The 22736-nt window shown below is 61.8% G+C and carries 23 protein-coding genes; 7 read left to right on the forward strand and 16 right to left on the reverse strand.

The window, feature by feature from the left end; translation table 11 throughout:
* Nucleotides 1-56: 56 nt before the first annotated feature.
* The 6 genes from ACP8J1_RS10280 (at nucleotide 57) to ACP8J1_RS10305 (ending at nucleotide 7931) form a co-directional block, all read left to right on the forward strand.
* Nucleotides 57-2159, forward strand: coding sequence for a PhoX family protein (locus tag ACP8J1_RS10280; protein ID WP_023019920.1), 2103 nt, complete (start codon nucleotides 57-59; stop codon nucleotides 2157-2159).
* A gap of 221 nt (nucleotides 2160-2380) precedes the next feature.
* Nucleotides 2381-4093, forward strand: a complete 1713-nt coding sequence (locus ACP8J1_RS10285) for a carbon starvation CstA family protein (RefSeq protein WP_023027769.1) — start codon at nucleotides 2381-2383, stop codon at nucleotides 4091-4093.
* Entirely contained in the window at nucleotides 4077-4334 is a 258-nt protein-coding gene (locus tag ACP8J1_RS10290) for a cory-CC-star protein (RefSeq protein ID WP_034655984.1), read from the forward strand. The genes ACP8J1_RS10285 and ACP8J1_RS10290 overlap by 17 nt, the downstream gene beginning before the upstream one ends.
* Nucleotides 4325-5266 carry an ArsA family ATPase gene (locus tag ACP8J1_RS10295; protein WP_023019923.1) on the forward strand — a complete coding sequence of 314 codons (942 nt, stop codon included), beginning with the start codon at nucleotides 4325-4327 and terminating at the stop codon, nucleotides 5264-5266. Before ACP8J1_RS10290 ends, ACP8J1_RS10295 begins: the two co-directional genes overlap by 10 nt.
* Nucleotides 5267-5317: 51 nt before the next feature.
* The gene (locus tag ACP8J1_RS10300; protein ID WP_023019924.1) at nucleotides 5318-6616 is read left to right on the forward strand and encodes a C1 family peptidase; all 1299 of its coding nucleotides are present in this window, start codon (nucleotides 5318-5320) and stop codon (nucleotides 6614-6616) included.
* Between the two features lie 13 nt (nucleotides 6617-6629).
* A complete protein-coding gene (locus ACP8J1_RS10305) occupies nucleotides 6630-7931 on the forward strand; it encodes a C1 family peptidase (protein WP_023019925.1) in 1302 nt (433 codons plus the stop codon).
* On the opposite strand, the gene ACP8J1_RS10310 is transcribed toward ACP8J1_RS10305, so the two are convergent.
* The 13 genes from ACP8J1_RS10310 to dacB are packed head-to-tail and all read right to left on the reverse strand — an operon-like array spanning nucleotide 7928 to nucleotide 19283.
* On the reverse strand, nucleotides 7928-8548 hold the full coding sequence (locus ACP8J1_RS10310) for a GNAT family N-acetyltransferase (RefSeq protein WP_023019926.1): 621 nt from the start codon (nucleotides 8546-8548) through the stop codon (nucleotides 7928-7930). The genes ACP8J1_RS10305 and ACP8J1_RS10310 overlap by 4 nt on opposite strands.
* The gene (locus ACP8J1_RS10315) at nucleotides 8548-9450 is read right to left on the reverse strand and encodes a pantoate--beta-alanine ligase (protein ID WP_023019927.1); all 903 of its coding nucleotides are present in this window, start codon (nucleotides 9448-9450) and stop codon (nucleotides 8548-8550) included. The genes ACP8J1_RS10310 and ACP8J1_RS10315 overlap by 1 nt, the downstream gene beginning before the upstream one ends.
* On the reverse strand, nucleotides 9447-10121 hold the full coding sequence (locus ACP8J1_RS10320) for a 6PGD fold domain-containing protein (protein WP_023019928.1): 675 nt from the start codon (nucleotides 10119-10121) through the stop codon (nucleotides 9447-9449). Before ACP8J1_RS10320 ends, ACP8J1_RS10315 begins: the two co-directional genes overlap by 4 nt.
* Nucleotides 10122-11153 (reverse strand): DUF6779 domain-containing protein, encoded by a 1032-nt coding sequence (locus ACP8J1_RS10325; RefSeq protein WP_023019929.1) that lies wholly within the window; start codon nucleotides 11151-11153, stop codon nucleotides 10122-10124.
* A gap of 5 nt (nucleotides 11154-11158) precedes the next feature.
* Nucleotides 11159-11632 (reverse strand): DUF3180 domain-containing protein, encoded by a 474-nt coding sequence (locus ACP8J1_RS10330; protein WP_023019930.1) that lies wholly within the window; start codon nucleotides 11630-11632, stop codon nucleotides 11159-11161.
* Nucleotides 11629-12114, reverse strand: a complete 486-nt coding sequence (folK, locus tag ACP8J1_RS10335; RefSeq protein WP_023019931.1) for a 2-amino-4-hydroxy-6-hydroxymethyldihydropteridine diphosphokinase — start codon at nucleotides 12112-12114, stop codon at nucleotides 11629-11631. The genes ACP8J1_RS10330 and folK overlap by 4 nt, the downstream gene beginning before the upstream one ends.
* The gene (gene folB / locus ACP8J1_RS10340; protein WP_023019932.1) at nucleotides 12114-12494 is read right to left on the reverse strand and encodes a dihydroneopterin aldolase; all 381 of its coding nucleotides are present in this window, start codon (nucleotides 12492-12494) and stop codon (nucleotides 12114-12116) included. The genes folK and folB overlap by 1 nt, the downstream gene beginning before the upstream one ends.
* Nucleotides 12495-12497: 3 nt before the next feature.
* Nucleotides 12498-13460 carry a dihydropteroate synthase gene (folP, locus tag ACP8J1_RS10345; RefSeq protein ID WP_023019933.1) on the reverse strand — a complete coding sequence of 321 codons (963 nt, stop codon included), beginning with the start codon at nucleotides 13458-13460 and terminating at the stop codon, nucleotides 12498-12500.
* A gap of 36 nt (nucleotides 13461-13496) precedes the next feature.
* The gene (folE, locus tag ACP8J1_RS10350; protein ID WP_023019934.1) at nucleotides 13497-14090 is read right to left on the reverse strand and encodes a GTP cyclohydrolase I FolE; all 594 of its coding nucleotides are present in this window, start codon (nucleotides 14088-14090) and stop codon (nucleotides 13497-13499) included.
* The gene (gene ftsH / locus ACP8J1_RS10355; protein ID WP_023019935.1) at nucleotides 14090-16447 is read right to left on the reverse strand and encodes an ATP-dependent zinc metalloprotease FtsH; all 2358 of its coding nucleotides are present in this window, start codon (nucleotides 16445-16447) and stop codon (nucleotides 14090-14092) included. The genes folE and ftsH overlap by 1 nt, the downstream gene beginning before the upstream one ends.
* Nucleotides 16448-16459: 12 nt before the next feature.
* The gene (gene hpt / locus ACP8J1_RS10360; RefSeq protein WP_023019936.1) at nucleotides 16460-17047 is read right to left on the reverse strand and encodes a hypoxanthine phosphoribosyltransferase; all 588 of its coding nucleotides are present in this window, start codon (nucleotides 17045-17047) and stop codon (nucleotides 16460-16462) included.
* Between the two features lie 12 nt (nucleotides 17048-17059).
* Nucleotides 17060-18007, reverse strand: a complete 948-nt coding sequence (gene tilS, locus ACP8J1_RS10365; protein ID WP_034655534.1) for a tRNA lysidine(34) synthetase TilS — start codon at nucleotides 18005-18007, stop codon at nucleotides 17060-17062.
* Nucleotides 17997-19283, reverse strand: coding sequence for a D-alanyl-D-alanine carboxypeptidase/D-alanyl-D-alanine endopeptidase (gene dacB, locus ACP8J1_RS10370; RefSeq protein ID WP_023019938.1), 1287 nt, complete (start codon nucleotides 19281-19283; stop codon nucleotides 17997-17999). The genes tilS and dacB overlap by 11 nt, the downstream gene beginning before the upstream one ends.
* A gap of 82 nt (nucleotides 19284-19365) precedes the next feature.
* Between dacB and ACP8J1_RS10375 the strand changes: the two genes are divergently transcribed.
* On the forward strand, nucleotides 19366-19839 hold the full coding sequence (locus ACP8J1_RS10375) for an inorganic diphosphatase (protein WP_023019939.1): 474 nt from the start codon (nucleotides 19366-19368) through the stop codon (nucleotides 19837-19839).
* A gap of 210 nt (nucleotides 19840-20049) precedes the next feature.
* Here ACP8J1_RS10375 and ACP8J1_RS10380 read toward each other — a convergent pair whose 3' ends face one another.
* The 3 genes from ACP8J1_RS10380 to ACP8J1_RS10390 form a co-directional block, all read right to left on the reverse strand.
* Nucleotides 20050-20415 (reverse strand): S41 family peptidase, encoded by a 366-nt coding sequence (locus ACP8J1_RS10380; RefSeq protein ID WP_023019940.1) that lies wholly within the window; start codon nucleotides 20413-20415, stop codon nucleotides 20050-20052.
* Between the two features lie 163 nt (nucleotides 20416-20578).
* Nucleotides 20579-21979 carry an FtsX-like permease family protein gene (locus tag ACP8J1_RS10385; RefSeq protein ID WP_023019941.1) on the reverse strand — a complete coding sequence of 467 codons (1401 nt, stop codon included), beginning with the start codon at nucleotides 21977-21979 and terminating at the stop codon, nucleotides 20579-20581.
* Entirely contained in the window at nucleotides 21976-22662 is a 687-nt protein-coding gene (locus ACP8J1_RS10390; protein ID WP_023019942.1) for an ABC transporter ATP-binding protein, read from the reverse strand. Before ACP8J1_RS10390 ends, ACP8J1_RS10385 begins: the two co-directional genes overlap by 4 nt.
* Nucleotides 22663-22736 lie beyond the last annotated feature (74 nt).

A 22736-nucleotide genomic window follows, 5' to 3' on the forward strand; every position in this document is an offset into this window, starting at 1 on the left:
TATATGGCTGTCCCCATATGCAATCAATATTTTTCGACATTTTTGGAGCAATACCCATGGCGCTTAAGGGCCGCAATCTTCTCTCTAGTCTCTTCGCATCCTCTCGTTCCAGTCTGACCTGCACTTACAAGTGTGGCAATGCGTGCTTCGGAGAGTGCGAGAACAAGTCCGATAACCCGTACTTCGGTGATCAGTTCTCCCGTCGTACCGCCCTGCGCGCGGGCAGCCTGTCCGTCGTAACCGTCGGCGGCGGCGCCGCGCTGGCTGCCTGCTCTAGCCCAGACGATGCTTCTACTGAGGCGTCTTCTTCCGAGGGCAAGGGCGGCAAGACCTCTGAGGCGAACGTCGAGCTAACCTCCGCAGAGGGCATGAAGTTTGACCCAGTACAGCCGAATGAAAAGGACGAAGTAGTCATCCCGGATGGCTACGAGCAGTCCGTGCTCATCGCGTGGGGCGATCCGCTGTTTAAGGACGCGCCGGAATTCGATGACAAGAATCAGACCGCCGAGGCAGCAGAGAAGCAGTTCGGATTCAACAATGACTTCGCCGGCCTCATCGAGCACCCGGACGATGACAACCGCCTTATCTACGTTTGCTCCCACGAGTACACCACCGAGCCGCAGATGTTCCCCAACTACGATGCGGACAACCCCACCGAAGAGCAGGCCAAGATTGGCTGGGCTGGCCACGGCCACTCCATCGTGGAAGTATCCAAGGTAGGAAACACCGGTGAGCTCAAGCGCGAGTTTGGCCCGCTCAACCGCCGCATTACCGCCACCACCGAATTCACCTTGGTCGGCCCGGCTGCCGGTTCCGATTTTGTGAAGACCTCCGCCGATAAGACGGGCAAGAAGGTCAAGGGCACTCTGAGTAACTGCTCCGGTGGCATCACCCCGTGGAACACCATGCTCTCCGGCGAAGAGAACTTTGACCAGTACTTCGCTCACGCCAAGCTGGATGACAAGAAGGCGCAGGAGTCCCTAGAGCGCTTCGGCATGGAAGATGGCGAGTCCCAGCGCAAGTGGGAGCGCTTTGATAAGCGTTTCGACGTCTCCAAGGAGCCGAACGAGCCGAACCGCTTCGGCTGGATCGTCGAGATTAACCCACTAGATCCTAAGTCCACCCCGGTCAAGCACACCGCTCTGGGCCGATTCAAGCACGAGGCCGCCAACATCCACATCGCCTCCGATGGCACCGTGGTGTGCTACGCCGGCGATGACTCCCGCTTCGAGTACATCTACAAGTTCATCTCCACCAAGAAGTACAAAGAGGGCGACATCGAGCACAACCTCACCATCTTGGACCACGGCACCTTGTACGTAGCCAAGGTAGAGGGCAACTCCCCAGCCGACGAGATTGACGGCTCCGGCGTACTGCCCGAAGACGGTGCCTTCGACGGCGAGGGCAAGTGGATTAAGCTGCTGACCTCCGATACGGAAAACAATAAGTTCGAGTCCCACGTCGACGGCATGTCTGCAGAAGAGGTTGCGGTCTACACCCGTGAGGCCGCCGATAAGGTGGGCGCGACCAAGATGGACCGCCCTGAGGATATGCAGGTCCACCCAGACTCGGAGAAGGTCTACGTTGCCCTGACCAACAATAAGTACCGTGGCGCTACCGGCGAGAACGCCAAGAAGAACAAGGAAGAGCCTATGGAATGGGCTCCTATCAAGGAGAACAAGAACGGCCTGGTCATGGAGATTGAAGATGACCACGCTGGCGAGAAGTTCACCTGGAACCTCTTCTTGGTCTGTGGCGATCCGAAGGAGGCTAATACCTACTTCGGTGGTTTTGACAAGGAGAAGGTCTCCCCGATTTCCTGCCCGGATAACCTGGCCTTCGATAGCCACGGCAATCTGTGGATCTCCACCGACGGTAACGCGTTGGAGTCCAACGATGGCCTCTACGCGGTGACCACCGAGGGCGATACCCGCGGTGAGCTGAAGTGCTTCCTTACCGTTCCGGCAGGTGCCGAGACCTGTGGCCCCATCGTCACCGATGAGCGCGTGATGGTCAACGTCCAGCACCCAGGTGAAACCGATGATGCCACCTTTGAAAAGCAGACCTCTCACTGGCCTGACGGTGGCAAGTCCACCCCACGCCCGGCAGTGGTTGTGGTGTGGAAGAAGGACGGCAATATCGGCGTCGATAAGAAGTAACCACCACCTGGTTTAAGTACCCACCGCGCGGCCCTTGTTCCTGCTCGAGCAAGGGCCGCGCTTTCGTCTATCCACGGCGACTGAACCAAAAGTCTCCGGGTACCCTTCAAATATAAATCCACCCATCGGTCTCCCCCACAGGCAAACACATATGTGAGTTATGGCATACTATTCGCACGTGTGATGCACGCCACCTGCCCGTCTGTGAGGAGACACACACTATGAACTCTCTTGTCCTCGCCGTCATCGGTATCGCGATGATGGTCGCCGGCTATCTGCTCTACTCCAAATTCCTAGGGCGAAGAATTTTCCGGCTATCCCCGAATTACTCCACCCCGGCCCACACCATGGAAGACGGCGTGGATTATGTCCCGACCAATAAATACGTCCTGTGGGGGCACCACTTCACTTCCGTAGCGGGTGCAGCACCGATCATCGGTCCTGCCGTAGCCGTTATCTGGGGCTGGGTACCGGCCTTTCTCTGGGTGACCATCGGCACCATCTTCTTCGCAGGTTTGCACGATCTCGGCGCTCTGTGGGCCTCCCAACGCCACAAGGGCCAATCCATTGGTACCTTGTCTGGGCGCTATATCGGCAAGCGCGGGCGCAACCTCTTCCTCATCGTCATTTTCCTGTTGCTTTTGATGGTGAATACTGCCTTCGCAGTGGTCATCTCCAACCTGTTGGTATCCACTCCCACGGCCGTCATTCCCACGTGGGGCGCCATCGCCGTCGCGCTACTTATCGGCCAAGCCATCTACCGCCTGAAGTGGAACCTACCGCTGGTATCTATCGTGGGTGTGATCGCGCTCTACGCGCTGATGATCATCGGTGACCGCGTTCCCGTGGTCTTGCCGGATACCGTCCTGGGGATTCCCGCCAACGGCGTGTGGATCATCTTGTTATTCATCTACGCCTTCATCGCTTCGATGCTGCCGGTATGGGTGCTGCTGCAGCCACGCGATTACATCAACGGCCTGCAGCTTTTCGTAGGTTTGGCCATCTTGTACGGGTCTTTCCTTATCACTCGGCCCTCAATTATGGCGCCAGCGTTGCGCGATAACGTACCAGACGGCACCCCGGGCATCTTTCCACTGCTCTTTGTCACCATCGCCTGCGGCGCTGTCTCCGGATTTCACGGCGTGGTGGCCTCCGGTACCTCTTCCAAGCAGGTGGATAAAGAAACCGACGTGCGCTTTGTGGGCTACTTCGGCGCGGTGGGCGAGGGCTTGCTCGCACTGGGCACCATCATCGCTACTACCGCTGGCTTCAAGACCGCCGCGCAGTGGGAAGAAATCTACTCCGAGTGGAACGCCGGCGGCGTGGACGCCTTTGTGCAAGGCGGCGGCGCGCTCATGAATGAGGGCTTGGGTATTCCTACCTCCCTTTCCGGCACCATCTTGGCCACCATGGCCGTGCTTTTTGCGGCTACCACGATGGACTCGGGTGTGCGCCTGCAGCGTTTGGTGGTCCAAGAAATCGGCGAAATCATAGGCGTACGCATCAAGGCTTTGGCCGCCACCGTCATTGCGGTGGGCTTGGCCTTTGGGCTGACCTTCTCCGCCGGCGTGGATGGCTCGGGCGGCATGACCATCTGGCCGCTATTCGGTACCACCAACCAGCTCATGGCAGGACTCTCCTTGGCCATCGTGGTAGTCATCCTCACCCACCTACGTCGGCCGACGTGGCCAGTGGTCATCCCGCTCATCTTCGTTACCGCCATGTCCCTGTGGGCCGCGCTCCTGCAGCTAAAGTCGCTATTTACTAGCCAGAACTGGCTGCTGTTCTGCATGGACGCCATCATCGTGGTGGCCACCATCTGGGTCATTGTGGAGGCCGTCGGTGCCATCTCTCGTGCCCGCAAGGAGGCTCCACTGGAGTGGTCCGATGCTGATCTTGACGCCCCGCTGCCCGAGCATGCTCGACAAGCTTAGGGCTTTCGGGGCCGGTCTCAACGAGTTCTACCAGGCCCCGTACCGCGCCAGTTTTGCCAGGGCTCAGCAGCAGGAAGACGATCTCTTCATGATGCTGGTGGCCTCGGAGGCTCTGGGCATTCCCAACCCGGCCAGTTACTACACCCTGGAGCTTTTGCCGTTGGTCTATGAGGATTTCCACGCCTGGCATACGCGCATGGGAATGGAAAGATCCCCGCTGGAGAATATTCAATGTTGTTAGAGACCGCCCCCATCATGTTCTTTGGCGGCAAGGGCGGGGTGGGCAAGACCACCTTGGCCACCGCCACCGCGCTGCGCCTGTCCCGTGATCACCGCGTCTGCTTGGTCTCTACGGACCCAGCGCACAACCTGGGACACATCTTTGGCACCGCGCTTGGCGATGCCCCCGTGGCCCTCACCCCTTCCCTCTCCGCCATCGAGATCGACCCGGCGCGCGCCACGGAACAACATCTTGCGCAGGTAGGTTCTGCGATGCGCCGTTTCATGCCCGAGCATCTGCACGGCGAGGTCACAAAGCACCTGGACTTGGCCCGGCAATCGCCCGGCACGCAGGAGGCAGCACTATTGGAGCGTATCGCGGCGCTCGTCGGCGAAGAGTCCGACGTCGATTTCCTCATCTTCGATACCGCCCCGTCTGGGCATACCTCGCGGCTAATGGCTCTGCCAGAAATCATGGCCGCCTATACCGATGGGTTGCTTTCCCGGCGCGAGAAGTCCGATAAATTTGGCTCACTGGTACGCGGAATGTCGCCCGGCAACAGCGCGAATAATGACCCCGTGGACCGGCGCAATCAGGAAATTCGCGCCACTCTTTTCCAGCGGCGCGAGCGCTTTTCCCAGCTGCGCGCGGCGCTGACTTCACCGCGCACGGTCTTCCATATTGTCCTTACCGCCGAGCGCCTGCCCGTACTCGAGTCAGCCGAGTTCCACGCGGACCTCACCGGAAATGGCGTGCGCGTGGGGTCCATGCTGGTTAACCGCCGTACCCCTGCCAACCAGGGAGAATTCCTCGCCGCCCGTCGCGCGGCCGAAGATGAGGCGCTCGCACTTCTGCGCGCCAAGCTCCCGCAGACCCCAGTGCGCGAGGTTCCGTGGCTGCCGGAGGAAGTGGGGACTCCGGGGGCCGTCGAAAAGCTGGCGGAATTTCTCTAGCTCTTCTCCCAACCAGCCCCATCAGGATTTCTAGTCTGCTAAAACCGAAATATGACTTTGCTCACCAAGGAATACCTGTCCCAGTTGCGCAAGGAGGCTGCGGCCGATTCACGGCTGCGGCTGGCCCGCAACACCATCACCAACGTTGGCGCGGCCAAGGCGGCGCTTGACCGCGACCGCATTACCGCCTTATACCCCACCACGGAAACCAAGCTGGATAGCTTGGATGTAACGGATCAAAAGCGCTCCGGCCGCTGCTGGATGTTCGCTGCGTTAAACGTCTTCCGCCACCGCGCTGCGCAGGAACTCAACGTAGATAATTTCGAGTTTTCCTTCACCTATCTGCAGTATTTTGACAAGCTGGAGCGGGCCAACCTGGTTCTCAATCAGCTGCTGGATAAAAAGGACGCTGGTTGGGATGAGCACACCGTGGCCGCAGTGCTCGACCACGCTGGAGCCGACGGCGGCTGGTGGTGCTTCTTTAGCAACCTGGTGGCCAAGTACGGCGTGGTACCTGCCGAGGTCATGCCGGAGGTCCGCTCGTCTGGACATACCGCGGAAATGAACCGCGATCTCGCCACGGTGGTGCGTCGCGCCGCCGCGCTAGATGGCCCGCGCGAGGACATCCTTGCTCAGGCACGCAAAGATTTCCACCGCATCCTGGCCATCCACCTGGGCACCCCGCCCGAGGAATTTACCTGGGCGTATCGCACCAAGGACGAGCAATTCGTGCGCCTGCACTCCACCCCGCGCGAGTTTGCCAAGAAATACCTACCCCACCTCGACGAGTTCGTGGTGCTGGCTGATGACCCCCGTTCCACCAACCCCAAGCATCGCGTATTTAGCAGCGCCGATGAAAGCAATGTGCTGGGTGGCGCGCCACAAGAGTACTTAAACGTCACCGTGGAAAAGCTCAAGGAGACCGCCAAGCGCAGCCTAGCCGCCGGCGAGCCGGTGTGGTTTAGCTGCGACGTCAACCGTCAATTCTCTTTCCTCAACGGCGTATGGGACGAGGGACTGGTGGATACCGATGGCCTCTACGGCATCGATTCCACCATGACTAAGGAGGAGCGTTTTACCTCCGGCGAGACCGCGCCTACCCACGCGATGGCGCTCACCGGTGTGGATGGGGACCGAGCTTGGCGCGTGGAGAACTCTTGGGGCTCCAAGCCACCACGCAAGGAAGACGGCGAGGATGTGCCCGGCAAGGGCTTTGCCACCATGTCCGATGCCTGGTTTGACCAGAACGTCTTCCACATCGCCGTGCGCAAGGAGCACCTGAGCGATGAGCTTTCTCAGGCGCTAGATACCGAACCGATTGAGCTTCCCCTCTGGGACCGGATGAACTAAGGAGAATCGAGAAATGACCGAGATTAACCCGAACGAGGTTCATGCCGCCAATGCTGAGCTCGCCAGTGATGCCACGCTGCGCTTGGTACGCAATGGGGTGGCTCAGGAAGGCGTCGATAAGCTCAGCCTCGACCGCGAGGTACTGCACACCCTTAACCGGGTGACCAGCCATAAGCTAGATTCCTGGGGCGTGGCCGACCAGAAGGCTTCGGGCCGCTGCTGGATTTTTGCCGGCCTGAATTCCCTGCGCGGTGGGCTGATGGACAAGGCCAAGCTTAAAGATTTTGAGCTTTCCCAGACCTATATTTACTTCTTTGACAAGCTCGAGAAGGCCAATTGGTTCCTTAGCGCCATGGCTGAGCTGAAGGACCGCGATATTACGGACCGCACCGTAACCAAGCTCATGGATGATCCGATCGATGACGGCGGACAGTGGTCCATGTTTGTCGCACTGGTGGAAAAATACGGTGTAGTACCGCAGTACGCCATGCCGGAAACCGCTTCTTCGGAGGCCACGGCGATGTTGAACCGTAACCTGCAGACCGTGCTGCGCCGCGCCGCGCACCGGATCCGCAGCGGCGAAGAGGGCGCGCACAAGCAGGCGCTTGCCGACGTCTACCGTATCCTCACCGCCAACCTGGGCCTGCCGCCGGAGGACTTTGTCTGGCAATATCGCGATAAGGATGATGAGTTCCACCGCGCGGGCACCTTTACCCCGCAGGAGTTTGCCAAGGAATACCTGCCCGCAGACCTCAGTGAGTACGTGTGCGTGGTCAATGATCCCCGCAATGCCTACGGCAAGCTCTACACCGTGGAATACCTGGGCAATGTGGCCGGCGAGCGCGTAACCTATCTGAACGCGCCGGTGGAGGTGCTGCGCGATGCCGCGCGTGACTCCATCAACGATGGCCAGCCAGTGTGGTTCGGCTGCGATACTGACCAGCAATCCGATGATGAGCACGGCGTGTGGGCCAAGCACCTGCACGATTATGAGGCCTTCTACGGCGTGGAGATGGATCTGGACAAGGCACAGCGTTTGCGCCTGCACGAGTCCATGATGACCCACGCGATGGTGTTTACCGGCGCCGATATCGCCGAAGAGGGCGCAGTACAGAGCTGGCGCGTGGAGAATTCCTGGGGCCCAAAGAAGGCCGATAAGGGCTTTTGGACCATGGCGGATGACTGGTTCGATGAGTTTGTCTTCGAAATTGCCGTGCACCCCTCCCGCCTGCCGGAGCAATACCAAGCGGCGCTGCAGTCCGAGTCCGTGACCACCCTGCCGGCTTGGGACCCGATGGGAGCGCTGGCGCGCTAGGCCTGCGGTGCGCCCAAGCGGCGCACATAGAGCATGCACACCAAGTCGCGGTCCTCGTTGACCGCTATGGTGCGCTCGCCTACCTGGCTAAAGCCGCGGGCGTCATAGAACTGATAAGTGCAGCCGTCATCGGTAAACAGGTAGACATTCTTTCCCGCGTGGCGGGCTTCGAAGGCTTCAAGCAGCGCCGTGCCCACGCCGCTCACACCGGAGTTAGGGTCGGCGACGAGGAAGCCGATCTCGCCATCAATGGGATGCTCGCCTAGGTACTTGAGCAGCATGTCCTTATTGGCAGCATCATAGTCATCGCGGTGCCCGCCGGGGCGTAGGTTATTGAAGATTTCCACCGCATGGACATAAGCCTTGCGCCACCATGGATACGGCAACGCAGGCTTGCCTTTCATGGAGGCTAAAAGTACACCGAGAAAGCGGTCACCATCATAAGCGGCCAGGATATCGGTGGCCTTGGCGCGCTCTAAATCCCAAAAATAGCGGCCATAGGCGCGCTCGAAGCGAGGATTTTTCACAAACCAGTGCAGATGCATGCCTTCAATGGCAAAGGAAATGGCCTGGGGTTCATCGCGCGGGTCTAAGTCGCGGATCTGGATATCGGTCATTAGTCCTCCGATAGCTGTTGGGAAGCGGCATCTTGTGCGCGCTGTTGCTCGCGTTGCTGTTCGCGTTCGAGCTCGGCCTTGGCTTCGTGTTCTTCAATATTATTAAAACCGATGCCCAGCGGCAGGCCCACATTATCGATGAGCCGGACGCCACCGATTGTCGCGGCAACAAGCAGGCGGGCATCACCTTCTACGGGAGGGGCCCCTAAATCTCGACCGCGCGCCTCGAGATACTCGGGTTCAACCCCCGCGGCGCGAAGCACCTCCGCGGCAACCTCACGTACCTTCTGCGCACCGGCCTCGGCGGCGTGCGCGCCAGCGGTGAGCGCGGCAGATAGTGCCGCGGCCTGCTCGCGGGATTCGGCCGGCACGTGGGTATTGCGCAGGCTCATTACCACGCCGTCGGGCATGCGCACAGCGGGTACGCCTTGCACACGGACTCCTAGGTGGAAGTCCTGGACCGCATGGTGGATGGCAAGGAGAAGCTCGTAGTCCTTCTCGCCTAAAAGGACGTCGGTTGGCGCAAGCGTCAAAATGAGCGCGAGGTAAAGCGTGAGATCCCCGCTGAGATCCGGCTCGAGAGCGGTGGCGGCGTCGGCCGGTGCTACGGCGATGCGGCGTCCGTGTGGCCACAAGGACTCGGGCGAGTACTCCCACACGATGTCCACTCCTTCGGCCCGCAGAAGCTCAAGGTCCTCCTTCTGCGGGGACTGCAGGGCCACGACGGTAACGGCGCCCCGGATGCGCTTCGCCGCGCGCACCAGCGCGATATGACCGGCGTGCACGCCGGTAGTCAGCGGCACGAAGGCGACCGGGCGGCCAGTCTTGTGAAAAGCACTACCGACCATGCGGATGCGCTCAATATCGTTGATGACGGTAGCGTTTCCCAGCTCCAGGCTCATCGGCTCTCCTCTTGTAGGGCCCACATTTCTAGCTCTTCGCGGCCGTCCACCTCTCCTAGGCGGCGGGCAACTTCCACGTAGCTGCGCCGCAAGCCGGGGTCAGTGGCGCCGCGGTAGGCGGCGATAATTTCTTCGGTGTCCATGTCCTCACCCACCAGGGGTGGCTCTTCTGAGGGCGAGAGGAAATGAGCATCAACCGCCGCAGAGATATGCAAGCGCCGCAGCATTTCGGCGTAGTAGGCGCGGGCGGCAAAGGGGGCACGTTCGGCGTCGGAAAGCGCTACGGTCTCTGCGTAAAACTCGGCGATATTAAGTTCCACCACGGTCTCGCCCAACTCATCCAGGGTGGTCACCGCCCAGCGCTTCAGTGTAAATGGGGCGAGCGCCGCGACAACGCAGCCGTGGGTTTCCAGGGGATCCAATACCTGCACTCCGCGCGAAAGGCAGGTGTGGAAGACGATTAGTCCGCGATGGACGTGTGGCTCGAGTAACTCCACGGTAGCTTCCAGACGGGCATCGCCCACGGCGATGATGAGGGCCTCAAAAGAGGCAAGTTCGGCCGGGTCCGAGAGCATCTGCACCTCATGGCCGGCGCGTTCCATGGCATTGGCCAAGGTAAAGCCAGCCAGGCTCCGGCCGAAGAGGGCTACCCGCATGCGTGGCGGGCGCATTTATTTATCCTTCTTCGCCTGGGCCAATAGCTCGGCCACGGAAACCGCGCCTTCGCGCTTATCGTCGCTGCGGCGGCGTCCGCGGGAATCGGGCTCCTCGGCGGCCGCGCGGTGATGGGAGCGGGCTGCCTTCTGGCGCACTGGCTCGGACTTTTCTGGGGCCACGTGTTGGCCGGAGCCCGGGTACTCCGCACGCTCATCGCGCTGCGATGCCGGCTGCTGCGGGATGTCCTGGGTCTCGTCATTGGCCGTGGTCGCAGCCTCCGGCTTACGGTGGCTGCCGTGGTGCTCGCTGGAGGCGGAAGCGTGGGTGGTCTTCAAGGAGTCATCGCCACCGGTATCCCAGCGCACGGCCTGGAAACCGCCGGTATTAAAGGTAGAGGCGCCAGAAGACTTGCCGGAGGTACGCTGCGCGCGCGTCTTTTCACTAATGATGTCATTGAGTGGGTTGGACTCAGCGTGCGCCGCGGACGGCTGGTTCCCCAGGCGGCCGGCGATAGCATCGGCGGACGGGGCGCCGGAAGAAGACTGGGTGAAGTCCACGTTGCCTTCCTCCGCATCCGGGCGCGCGGCGGCCGCGGTCTGGGCCTCCAGCTGCATGATGCGGCGGGCTTCTGCGTGTAGGGCGGCCGGCTCATAGGTGAATTCGTGGCCGGAAAGATCCTCAATCTGCTTGCGGATGGACGCCAGCTCGGTGCGGATCTCATCGAGCAGTTCCTGGTCCGGTAGGGGCTGGCCATCGGCCGCGCGGGCTTGCTTCAGCTCGGCGCGGTGGGCGCGCTCCTGCAGTTCCAGCTTGGTCACGGATTCTTCGGCCTGGCGGCGGTAGCGCATCACTAGGAAGAAGCCGAGCACAGCGGCCCATAGGGCGGCGATGAGCGCAATCTTTAGCGCTGCGGCAGAGCCGGAAATCAGCATGACGATGCTGGCTAGGACGGCCAGCACCACGAGGACGATGAGCCCGATCTGGCCCAGATCCGGCTTGGACGTCTTGGCGGAAGTAGTGTGAGAAGAAGAGCGCGGCTCAGTCATGCTCACTAATGTACCGTTTGTACCCCATCTGGTGGGGGCGGGGTCTCACAGTGTCGCTCCAGCCGCAGGCCAGCAGCGCACATGGCAAGGCCACCGAGCGCCGAGGCAATGACCCCCACCAGGTCATCGGAGGCGGCCGCAAGCGTGCCGGCGTTGGGGATAACGTAGACGGCCACGCCTGCATAGATTCCCCCCACGATGGCTCCGGTCCACGCCGAGGCCTTGCCCACCAGCATGAACTGCGTGATGGTCATGGGATTAAGCTGCGAACTATCTAGGCCGATGCCATGCTCGTCCTCGGTGGCTTGGTCCACCTTCCAGGTCAGCACTAAGCAGATGACCGCCATGAGCCACAGCGTGGCCGAAACCGTCACTGGGATGTGCAGCATGGAGCCATAAAAACGCGTAGTGAGGATGGCCGCGGCGGCGGCAAAGAAGACCCCGGTGCCAATGAGGGCACCCAACGAGGTCCGTTTCATAGCTCCTCCATCATGCCCAACCGGCGAATATCGGCGCGCTCCTTCGGGTCGAGTGCTGCCACCCGCTTGGCGACGCCCTCCCCACTCAACCTAGCACCACCATCGGCCGCCAACCAGGGAATCAGCACGAAGGCGCGCTCGTGGGCATAAGGATGCGGGACGGTGAGCTCCGGGTCATCGGAGGTGTATCCCTCGATGTCCACGATGTCTACGTCTAACGTGCGCGGGCCCCAGTGACGCACCCGCACCCGCTCCGCGGCCTCCTCGAGCTTCTGCCCGCGGCGCAGCAGTTCCTTGGGTGACTCGTCCACATCCACAATGAGCACGGCATTGAGGAATTCGTCCTGGTCCGTTACTCCCCACGGCGGGGTGGCATAGACCGGCGAGGCGGCAACAATGTCGCCGGCGAATTCGTCGAATACCGTGCGCAATAGCTTCACGCGGTCATCCATATTGGATCCGATGGATAGCACCGCGCGCATTAGAGCGTCCTCGCGTGCTTGCGGGAGCGGCGGGCGACCACGACGACATCGGCAAAAGTGCGCGGAATCGGTGCCTTCGGCTTATGAAGCGTGACCTCGACGGCGTGCAGGCCCTCGAAGGTAGCCATGATGGTATCGGCCACCTCGCTAGCGACGGTCTCGATGAGGTCGCGGGCGGGGCCTTCGATGATGTTTGCAGCGACGTCGGCAAGCTCGGCGTAATTGATGGTCTTGGTCAGATCATCGGTAGCGGCGGCCTCGGCGAAATCGGACCAGCAGGTGATGTCCACGATGAAAGGCTGGCCGGTACGCTTTTCTTCCTCAAAGACGCCGTGGTAGCCAAAGCATTCCAGGCCGGTGAGTTCAATGCGGTCTGCCATGATTTACTCCTCAGGTTTACGTGATAGAGCCGTGGACTTCATAGTTCCATTGCCATCAGCGCCATTGCTATAGCTGCCGCTGGCGTTGACCCCGCCTGTGTAGTCATTGCCGGCGTTCCAAGCGGCCGCCACATCCACGGCGTCGCGGGAGACAGCAACCTCATGCACGCGCACACCCCACGCCCCCATCTGGGCGGAAATGGCGGTTACGGCCGCGGTAGCGGGATCGGCCAGCAGCGGGCTGGACTCCACGCCGCGATCCTCCCGAATGGCGGCCAGGAAGCGTTTACGGGATGCTCCTACCAGGAGGGGAAATTCGCCGCCGAGGAACTCCGGCAGGGCCTTGAGCAACGCCCAATTATCCTGCGGGGTTTTGGCAAAGCCCAAGCCCGGATCGAGCACGATATTATCGCGGCGCACGCCGGCGTCTAGCGCGTTATTCGCCAGGCGTTCTAGGGTTTCTCGCACATCGCGCACCACATCGCCGCCGTGATCCGCGCTGCCGGCCGCGGAGCCGAATGCGCCCTCCTGCAGCGTACGCCAGTGCATGAGGCACACGGGCACGCCGGCCTCGGCCATCGCGCGATACATCTCAGGATCCGCCAGGCCACCAGAGACATCATTAATCATGTCCACGCCGGCCGCTGTCGCCGCACGTGCCACCGAGGCGCGCATCGTATCCACGGAGGTGCGGATGCCGAGCTTGCTCAAGGCCTGAATGACGGGCACCACGCGGCGCTCCTCGACGTCCGCCTCCACGCGGACCGCGCCCGGGCGGGTGGATTCGCCGCCGACGTCAATCATGTCAGCACCCTGCGCCACGAGCTCGCGGGCGTGATTAATGGCGGCATCAAAGTCCAACCACCGGCCGCCATCGGAAAAGGAATCCTCCGTAACGTTGACGATGCCCATCACCAGAGTGCGATTGCTCCGGGTCAGATCCGAAACCGAGGTTGCCTGCTGCATGGCGTGCTCCTTAAGGCTTTTAATGGTGAACCGAATTTAGCTACGAATCAGGCTGAGTACCTCTGCACGAGAGGCGGCATTATTTTTGAAGCCTCCGCGCACCGCGGAGGTGGTTGTCGTCGCACCGGGCTTGCGGATGCCGCGCATGGCCATGCACAAATGCTCGCACTCGATGACCACGATGACGGACTGCGCGCCAAGGACCTCCACCAGGGCATCCGCGACCTGCTGGGTCAGGCGCTCTTGGACCTGGGGGCGCTTGGCGTACATATCCGCTAGGCGGGCAAGCTTGCTCAAGCCGGTGACGTGGCCGTCTTTACCTGGGATATAACCAATGTGCGCCACGCCGTAGAACGGCACCAAGTGGTGCTCGCAGGTGGAATAGATAGGGATATCGCGCACCAGGACCAGTTCTTGGTGGTCCTCGGCGAAGGTCTTGTGCAAGACCTCGGTTGGGTCTTCGTGCAGGCCGGCAAAGACCTCGCGGTAGGCGCGGGCCACACGGGCCGGGGTTTCGCGCAAACCCTCGCGGTCGGGGTCCTCCCCCACTGCAAGGAGCAACTCGCGTACCGCCGCCTCCGCCCGGTCCTGGTCGAAGGGGGCACGGGCGGGAATGTGATTATCAGGCATTAGTTATCTTCTTGCTTGTCGTCCTCGCGCGCATAGGGATTCTTGCGGCGATCCTTCTCGTCCCAGCCAGGGCTAAACCACTGGCTGGTCTCAGCCTCAGCATCCGCGCCGGCATCCGGCTTGTGATGCTTACCGCCGCCCGTAGCGGGGCGTGCGGCAGGGCGTGCCGTCGGACGCTCAGCGGGTTCGGAAGGCTGAGCCGGCCGATCAGGCTGTGCGCCAGCTCGTTTGGTGTCTGTGGACTCCTTGCCCTGGTTTGTTGGGGTGCTTCCCAACTCGCGGGCGGTGTCCGGATCGACGTAATCGCCAGCGTGCTGGCCAAAGTTGAAGCCCACTTCACCCTTCGGTTCTTCACCGGCGAGGCGGCGCTCACGGGCGGCCCTGGAGGCATCGAGAAGCGTCATGCGCTTAGGCAGCTCCTCGCCGCGCTCCTTAGCCAGCTCGACCGGGGTCTTGACCGGCGCATAACCAATCTGGCGGGGGAAGCGATCATCCTCGCCTGGGAAAACGTCGAAGGCTTCGCGTGGCTCGATGCCATCGAAGATTCGCTCCAGGTCGGGGCGGCGCAGGGTTTCCTTCTCCAGCAAGGCCTCTGCCAGCTTATCCAGGTAGTAGCGGTTATTGCGCAGGATGTCATAGGCCTGCTCGTGCGCGCGCTCGAGCAAGTAGCGCATCTGCTCATCGATCTTGGAAGCAACCTCATCGGAGTACTCGATGGAGCCGCCGCCACCCATCTGGCTAAAGGGATCGCCCTGCTCCTTGCCGTACTTCACGGTGCCGAGCTCCGGCGAGAAACCGTACTCGGTGAGCATGGAACGAGCGATCTTGGTGGCGTTTTCGATATCGGAGGACGCACCGGTCGTCGGCGCACCGAAGACCAGTTCCTCGGCCGCGCGACCGCCCATGGCAAAGACCAGGCGGGAGAAAAGCTCATCGCGGGTGTACATGCCCTTGTCATCTTCCTGCGAAGTCATGGCGTGGCCGCCGGTGCGACCGCGGGCCAGGATGGTGACCTTGTACACGCGCTCAATATCCTTAAGGGCCCACGCGGAAAGCGTGTGTCCGCCCTCGTGGTAAGCGGTGACTTTCTTCTCGTGCTCGGAGATGATCTTGCCCTGGCGGCGCGGGCCGCCCACGACGCGGTCGGTGGCCTCTTCCAAAGCGTCATAGGTAATGACGTTGCCGCCGATGCGGGCGGTAAGCAAAGCGGCCTCGTTGAGTACGTTGGCCAGGTCCGCACCGGACATGCCGGCAGTGCGCTTGGCCAGCTGCGCTACGTCAACCTCTTCTGCCAGCGGCTTATTCTTCGCGTGCACGCGCAGGATCTGCTCGCGGCCGGCCAAGTCCGGGTTGGTGACCGGAATCTGGCGGTCAAAGCGGCCTGGGCGCAGCAGCGCCGGATCGAGGATGTCCGGGCGGTTGGTGGCGGCGATGAGGATTACGCCTTCACGGTCACCAAAGCCGTCCATTTCTACCAGGAGCTGGTTGAGGGTCTGCTCGCGCTCATCGTGGCCGCCGCCGGTGCCGGAACCGCGCTGGCGGCCCACGGCGTCAATCTCGTCCACGAAGATGATGCAGGGGCTATTTTCCTTCGCCTGCTTGAACAGGTCGCGCACGCGGGAGGCACCCACGCCGACGAACATCTCCACAAAGTCAGAACCGGAGATGGAATAAAACGGCACGCCGGCCTCGCCAGCCACGGCGCGGGCCAGCAAGGTCTTACCGGTACCCGGAGGGCCATAAAGCAGCACGCCGCGCGGGATCTTGGCGCCTAGGTCGTGGTAGCGGGTGGGGTCATCCAAGAAGTCCTTGATCTCTTGCAGCTCGTCCACGGCTTCGTCCGCGCCGGCCACGTCCTCAAAAGTATTGGTCGGCATATCCTTGGTCAGTTCCTTAGCCTTGGACCCGCCGATACCAAACATGCCGCCTGCACCCTGCTGCATGCGGGACATGAGCCAGAAGAGCACACCGAAGAGGATGATCATCGGCAGCAGCATGCTGAGCATGGAGCCCAAGAAGGATTCCTGCGTGACATTGGTCTGGTACTTCTGGGCACCAGAATCCTTGACAGAGTTAAAGACCTGCTCGGAGGCGCGGGCCGGGTACTTGGCCACAATCTCCTTCACGCCTTCGCGCTCATCTACCGTGATTTCGTCCTTGAGCTTGATGCGCAGGCGCTGCTCGCGGTCATCAATTTCCACCTCATCGACGTTTTTGTCTTTAAGCTGGGTCAGTGCAACGGAGGTATCCGCTTGCACGTAGCCGCGGGCATCGTTGCTAAAGAAGGTAAAAGCGTACAGCGCGATAAGGATAAGTGCCGCAATCCCGCCGTAGCGAATAATCTTGTTATTTTTCATTACTGCGCGATTTTAGTCGGTGGTGTAGACATCAGGGTGAAGGGTGCCCACGTAGGGCAGATCGCGGTAGCGTTCCGCATAATCTAGCCCGTAGCCGATGACGAATTCATTAGGGATATCAAAGCCCACATCCAAAAGGTCGATATCGGCCTTTACTACCTCCGGCTTACGCAGCAGCGTGACCACATCAAGCGAGGCTGGGTTTCGCCCCTTCAGGTTCCGAATAAGCCATGACAGGGTAAGGCCGGAATCAATAATGTCTTCCACAATAAGCACGTTGCGCCCCGCAATATCGCGGTCCAGGTCCTTCAAGATGCGCACCACACCGGAAGAAGAAGTGGAGGCACCATACGAGGACACGGCCATAAACTCCAACTCGGAAGGGATGGATAGCTTGCGCGCGAAGTCCGTAAGGAAGAAAGCCGCACCCTTGAGCACGCAGACCAATAGCAGGTCTTGCTCAGCGTCGGCATACTTTTCAGAGACCATATCCGCGAGTTCTTGGACGCGGTTTTGCAGTTCCTCTTCTCCAATGAGGATTGCTTCTACATCGTCACCGTAGCGGTTTGCGGGAACGGCGAAGTCTTTCTTGTCGTGCACGAGTGGGCTCCTTTAATGACCAGACAACAGTGCCAGTTTGCCACCTATACGGGCTACTTCCAACCTCTGCCCCACCTGCCGCGCCGATCGCACAGCCACCGGCCCTTGCCCGTGCCAGTGGGTACACAGCTTAGCGACGTCCCCCACTCCCCTCCGGGTTACCTCTACCCCTTCGCTGACTAGCCACGCCGCGATCGCTCGCCGACGCCGCGGTTCTGCCATTGCCGCCAGCTCCGCGCAGTCCGTGGTGGGTGGGGTGTAGAGGGCGGCGTCGTCAAGCGCGGCGTCACGTGCCGCTTGCGCCAGCGCTGGCACTGCATCCCCGCCAATGATGCGGCTCAGCTGCGGGATTACCTCGCGGCGCAGCGCCACGCGGCGGAAATTCGTGTCCGCATTCTGCGGATCCTGCCACACCGAAAGCCCCAATTCCGCGCAGGTGCCCTCGGTATCGGCGCGGCGCACGCCTAATAGTGGGCGCACCACGCGGGCGCCTTCCACCTCGCTGCGCTCGCTCATGCCGGTCACTCGCCCGCGCAGCGCCCCCAGCAGCAGCGTTTCCGCCTGGTCATCGGCCGTGTGCGCCACGGCTACTTCTAGCTCTTCGGCCGCACTGGCGGCGGCTAGGGCCCGGTACCGCGCCACCCTTGCGGCCGCCTCCATCGACTCTGGACCCGCCCCGCCGGCCTCAACGCTGAGCACCCGCGCCCGCGCGCCCAGTTCTCGGGCTTGCTCAGCAGCGCGCTCGGCTTGCGCCCGCGACCCCTCTTGCAAGCGGTGGTCCACGCATAATGCGAGCACGTCGTGCCCCTCAGCCACCAGCGCCGCCAGCAGCGCCAAAGAATCCGCGCCTCCGGAAAGTCCCACCGCCACGGTGCGGTTGAGGGAGGCGGCGCGCACGCCGCGTCGACAAGCTAAAAAGTGCGGTGAGACCCGCGGCCAAAAGGGCTTTTTAGAACTCATGCAGCGCAGAAGCCAACGCGTCCTGGGCCTTGCGGGCGGCCAAGATATCGCCGTCATTGACCAGGAAAGCAAAGGCATAAACGCGACCCGAATTGCCCTGCGCGGTGCCGGCCAGGGCCGACACGCCCGTCAGCGTGCCGGTCTTGGCGCGCACATAGCCCTTGGCCGCGGAATCGCCGTAGCGCTCATGCAGGGTGCCATCGCCACCTGCCACCGGCAGATAGGACGCCAACGGGCGTAGGTGCGGATCCTTCACCGCCCCATTAATAAGTTGCGTCAAAAGCCCGGCCGTGAGCCGATTGTCTTCCGATAACCCGGAATTGTCCTTAATATCCACGTCTTCGACGTCGAAGCCCTGCTCCCGCAGAACCTCGAGCGTGGCCTGCGTATCGCCTTCAAAGCTGGCCTCTTTACCGCGGGACACAGCCAACTCGCGGGCAATGGCCTCGGCCATGACATTATCCGAGTGCCGCACCATCTCCCGGGCGCGGTCCGACAGCGGCGCCGAGTCCACACTCGCTACTTCCTGCGCATTCTCGGCCACGGAGCCCATGCCTGCCTCGCTTGCGCCGAGGCGTTCGCCCAGCTGCTTAGCGACGTCCAAAGCCGGCGTATGGCTGCGCGGCACATCCCCCGTCGTCGTCCCCAAACGCCCGCCGTAGAGCATGGCCGGTTCCATCGGCGCGACGAAACCGCCGTCCACGTTTTCCGGGTCCCAGCCCGGGGCCTGCGGCTCGCCTTTCCACGCAGAGGTATCAATGAACACACCATCGACCTGGTCGATGTTCTGAGAAATCTGCTCAGCTAAGTCATCGAGCTGCTCGTGGGTCATCCATACATCACCCGCAGCCTTGATGACCACGTTCTTCTCATTCGCACCGCGGTAGACCTTAGTGGTGATTTTCTCGTTCTCATCCAGCGCCAACGTCGCCGCCGCGGCAGTGAGCACCTTCGTGGACGAGGCCGGGGTCAGCCGCTTATCCGCGTCCCGCTGCCACACCACGTCTCCGGTCTCGGTATCAATTACCTCGCCGCCGAACGTGGCAAGGTCCTTATTCTTAGAGAGCTCGTCCAGCTTCGCGCTTAGCGCATCCAGGTCCGCTTCCCCCGGCTCGGCGGTGCGCAAAGGCTCCTCAGGAGCCTGCACCGCCTGCGCTTCTCCGTGTGAGAGATCGCCGTATTCGCGCTGGAGGGTAACGCCAAGCGCAGCCGTACCTCCGACCGCTGCCGCTACCACGAGCGCGGTCGCTGACCACCAAACATGCTTTGTTTTCATTGCCTTTAACCCTAGCGCGAATCCGCAACGCGCTAGACTATGGGCAGTAATTGATACCCAATCCCCCATGGAGGACATCGCTGTGAGCGTTGAAGTAACCATTGAAATCCCGAAGGGCTCCCGCAACAAGTACGAGGTTGACCACGAGTCCGGCAAGGTCTACCTCGACCGTTACCTGTTCACCCCGATGGCCTACCCGGCTGACTACGGCTTCATCGACCACACCCTGGGCGAGGACGGCGACCCGCTCGACGCCCTGGTCATCCTGCCGGAGCCGGTCTTCCCGGGCGTAGTCGTTGAGGCCCGCATCGTCGGCGTCTTCAAGATGACCGACGAGGCCGGCGGCGACGACAAGCTACTCGCCGTCATCGATGACCCGCGCTGGGAGCGCTACCAGGACATCGACGATGTGGAGCAGCACATCAAGGACGAAATCGAGCACTTCTTCGTCCACTACAAGGACTTGGAGCCGAACAAGGAAGTATCCGGCTCCGGCTGGGGCGACAAGGCCGAGGCAGAGAAGATCCTCGAAGAGGCTAAGGCTCGCTTCAAGTAAGCGCTTCTGCCGCACGTTAACGGCGGCACTGTGAAGGTACGTTTCCGCAGACGGTGGGGACCGAAGAGGTTTCCCACCGCGCGCCGAAGCGTACCTTTCGCGTTTTCCGACTAATCACTGTCGTTCACGGTACATAGTGGCGAAAAATAGCGTGTTTCGGGGCGTTATTTGCCGTGAACGTTAAAGGCACCTGTGGACGAAAACCGCGCCTTAGAAGCCACAATGGGAGGCAAGCCAGCCGTCGAGCTCAGATTCCGGAGCATCAGGAGCGATGGGGTCCTCGACGAACTCCTCACCTGTGCACGCCTTGTCCTTGGCAGTAGTGAGCATGAGCGAGCGGCCGTCCGGGTAATCCAGCACCACGTTGGCGGAGGCGTAGCCGGCGGTCGGCTCGCCGAAGGTGCGCACGTTGTCCAGGCCGCGGAAGGTCAGGAGGATGGCTTCGGCGGAGGAGGCGGCGTCGATGGCGGCATCGAGGAGCTCCGCGTTGGTCGGGTCCTCTTTCAAAGCCTCGCGGGCGCGCTGAAATTCTTCACTCTCGCCATAGATTCCGGTATACGCTGCGGTATCCACCACCGCGGTGTTGATGTGTTTTTCGCTGGCGTTGAAAAGAAAATAGGGCTAGCCCAGCAGCGCCCCGCCATAGGAGGGGCCGAGGAAGTACACGGCGGCGAACACCGCGATAAAGGCAACGCTGAAGAGTCCGCCAAGAATTTTCAGTACAGTTTTCATTCTTTTTTCATTCTTTTCGACCTCCTGTGCGCAGCACGTAGCCGCGCAACGGTTCAACAAGGACAATGGCAAGAAGCGTGACCACCCAGCCCACCGCCAGGAAGCCGAAGGCCATAAGCAGGCGAGCGCTCACATCGACGTCGCTTTGCTCGACGTTGGAGAAGAACATCAGCGAAGCAATTCCGCCGCCGAAGAGAAAACCGAAGGAGCTCAAGGCCACGACCGGCCCCATGACGGTCAGCGCCCCGGAGCGGAACTGGAAGCCGCGCGGCACGCCCATCAAATCCAGAGAGCGGATGAGCTCCTTGTCCTCGAAGATGCCGGAAACCTGACCCAGGATGATGGACATGGTGGTCAACGTGAAGCCGAAAACGAGGGTTAGTACAACGCCAGTGGAGATGTCCTTGAACACCACGTTCATTCCGGGATCTTCTTCGAGCACCGAGGCCAAGGCATCGGAGCCCAGGGGCGCGGCAACGAGGAAGCCGGCCAGGTAGCCGAAGAAGCCGATGGCAGCGCTGCGCCGCCATGCCGGGCGGGCATTGCCCGCCACGCGCTGGCAGGCCACGAAGTGCGCGGTTCCGGGGAAGAGGGAGAAGACGTGCGCGCCCAACTGCAGGATGAAAGGCGCGATGAGGTTGATGCTCATCAGCATGCCAAACATGACCACGATGACCATCGCGGTGGGCGGGCCCGCCTTGCCCGTGAGGAACACGCCGCCGACTGCCACGATGATGAGGAAGACGATGGCGCGCCACCAGCGGTAGGCCGCGGGCATCTGGCGTTTGGCCACGCCCAGCGGGCTCACCCGCACGCGGCGCATGCCGTACAGTGCCGCGCCGATGGCCAGGAGGAAGAGCACGCCGGCCACGGCTATATATCCCCACCAGGGCAGCAGAATCTCTGTCAGGTCAATGGGCCGCATTTGGAAGTCCAGCTGGGTAAAGACCGGTGCGACGAGTAGGCTAATCAACCCGCCGAGCACGATGCCGATCACCGCCTGGAGGCCGGTTTCCACAATTGCCATGCGCTCCACCTGGCGGGAGCTTAAGCCCAGCAGGCGCAGGGTGGCTAGGCGCTGCTCCCTTCCGGACGCACCCAGGACGGCGGCCTGGGAGGTGAGGTTAAACAGCGCGGGAAGGATGAACGCGCAGGAAAAGAGAGCCAGGGCGAACCAGGGATAGAGGAAGGCCTCCATCTCGTTGCCAAAGGCCTCCTTGAGGGCGGGCGCGGCGTCCTCGACGTGCTGGGCGCGCTCCCAAAACATCCAGGTACCGCCCGCAACCAAAAAGGCGATGGCGGAACCGATGGTCAGGCTCACAATCGCCAATAGAGAGACGATGCCCGTGCCCGAGCGCGCGCGAATGGATTCGCGCTGCAGGTCATAGACCAAGGTGGCGGTGTTCATCGAATCACCCCCAGGCGGCGGTCGTCGTGAATGATGCCATCGCGAATCTCCACGCGGCGCTGCATCCAATCGGCCACCTTCGGGTCGTGCGTGACCATGACCAGGCTCGCCCCGGCCTGGCGCACGATGGTGGTGAGCATCTGCATGACCTCGTGGCCGGTGGACTGATCCAGCGCACCGGTCGGCTCGTCGGCGAAGACAACGCCTGGGTTCGCCACTAGCGCACGCGCAATGGTCACGCGCTGAGCCTGGCCACCGGAGACCTGCGCCGGGCGGCGGTCCGCCAGGCCACCCAGGCCCAGCTGATCAAGAAGCTCCATCGCGCGCCTGCGGGCCGCACCCCGCCCCATACCGTTAAGCATGGCTGGCAGCGCCACGTTATCCACGTTGCTGAGCTCCGGCAGCAGCTGACCATCCTGGAAGACGAAGCCGAAGTTGCGCAGGCGGGTGCGGGAGCGGGGGGTGTCGGAAAGCGCGGAGAGCTCCTCGTCCCCGTAGCGCACGCTACCGTGCGTGGGGGTGAGCACGCCGGACATGCAGTGCAGCAGCGTGGACTTGCCGGAGCCAGACGGCCCCATGACAGCCACGAGCTCGCCCGGTTCAATGTCGAGGGAAATTCCGGCGAGCACCGGGCCGCCGCCGAAGTCCTTGGTGATGTCTGTCAGGGAAAGTATCTGTGCCATGTCTCTCATTTCACCGTGCCGGGCCCGCAGAAAGAACAGCCCTAGCGTTGCTCTTTAAGGTAGTGCCAGCACTA

Source organism: Corynebacterium sp. LaCa_205, assembly GCF_057458085.1.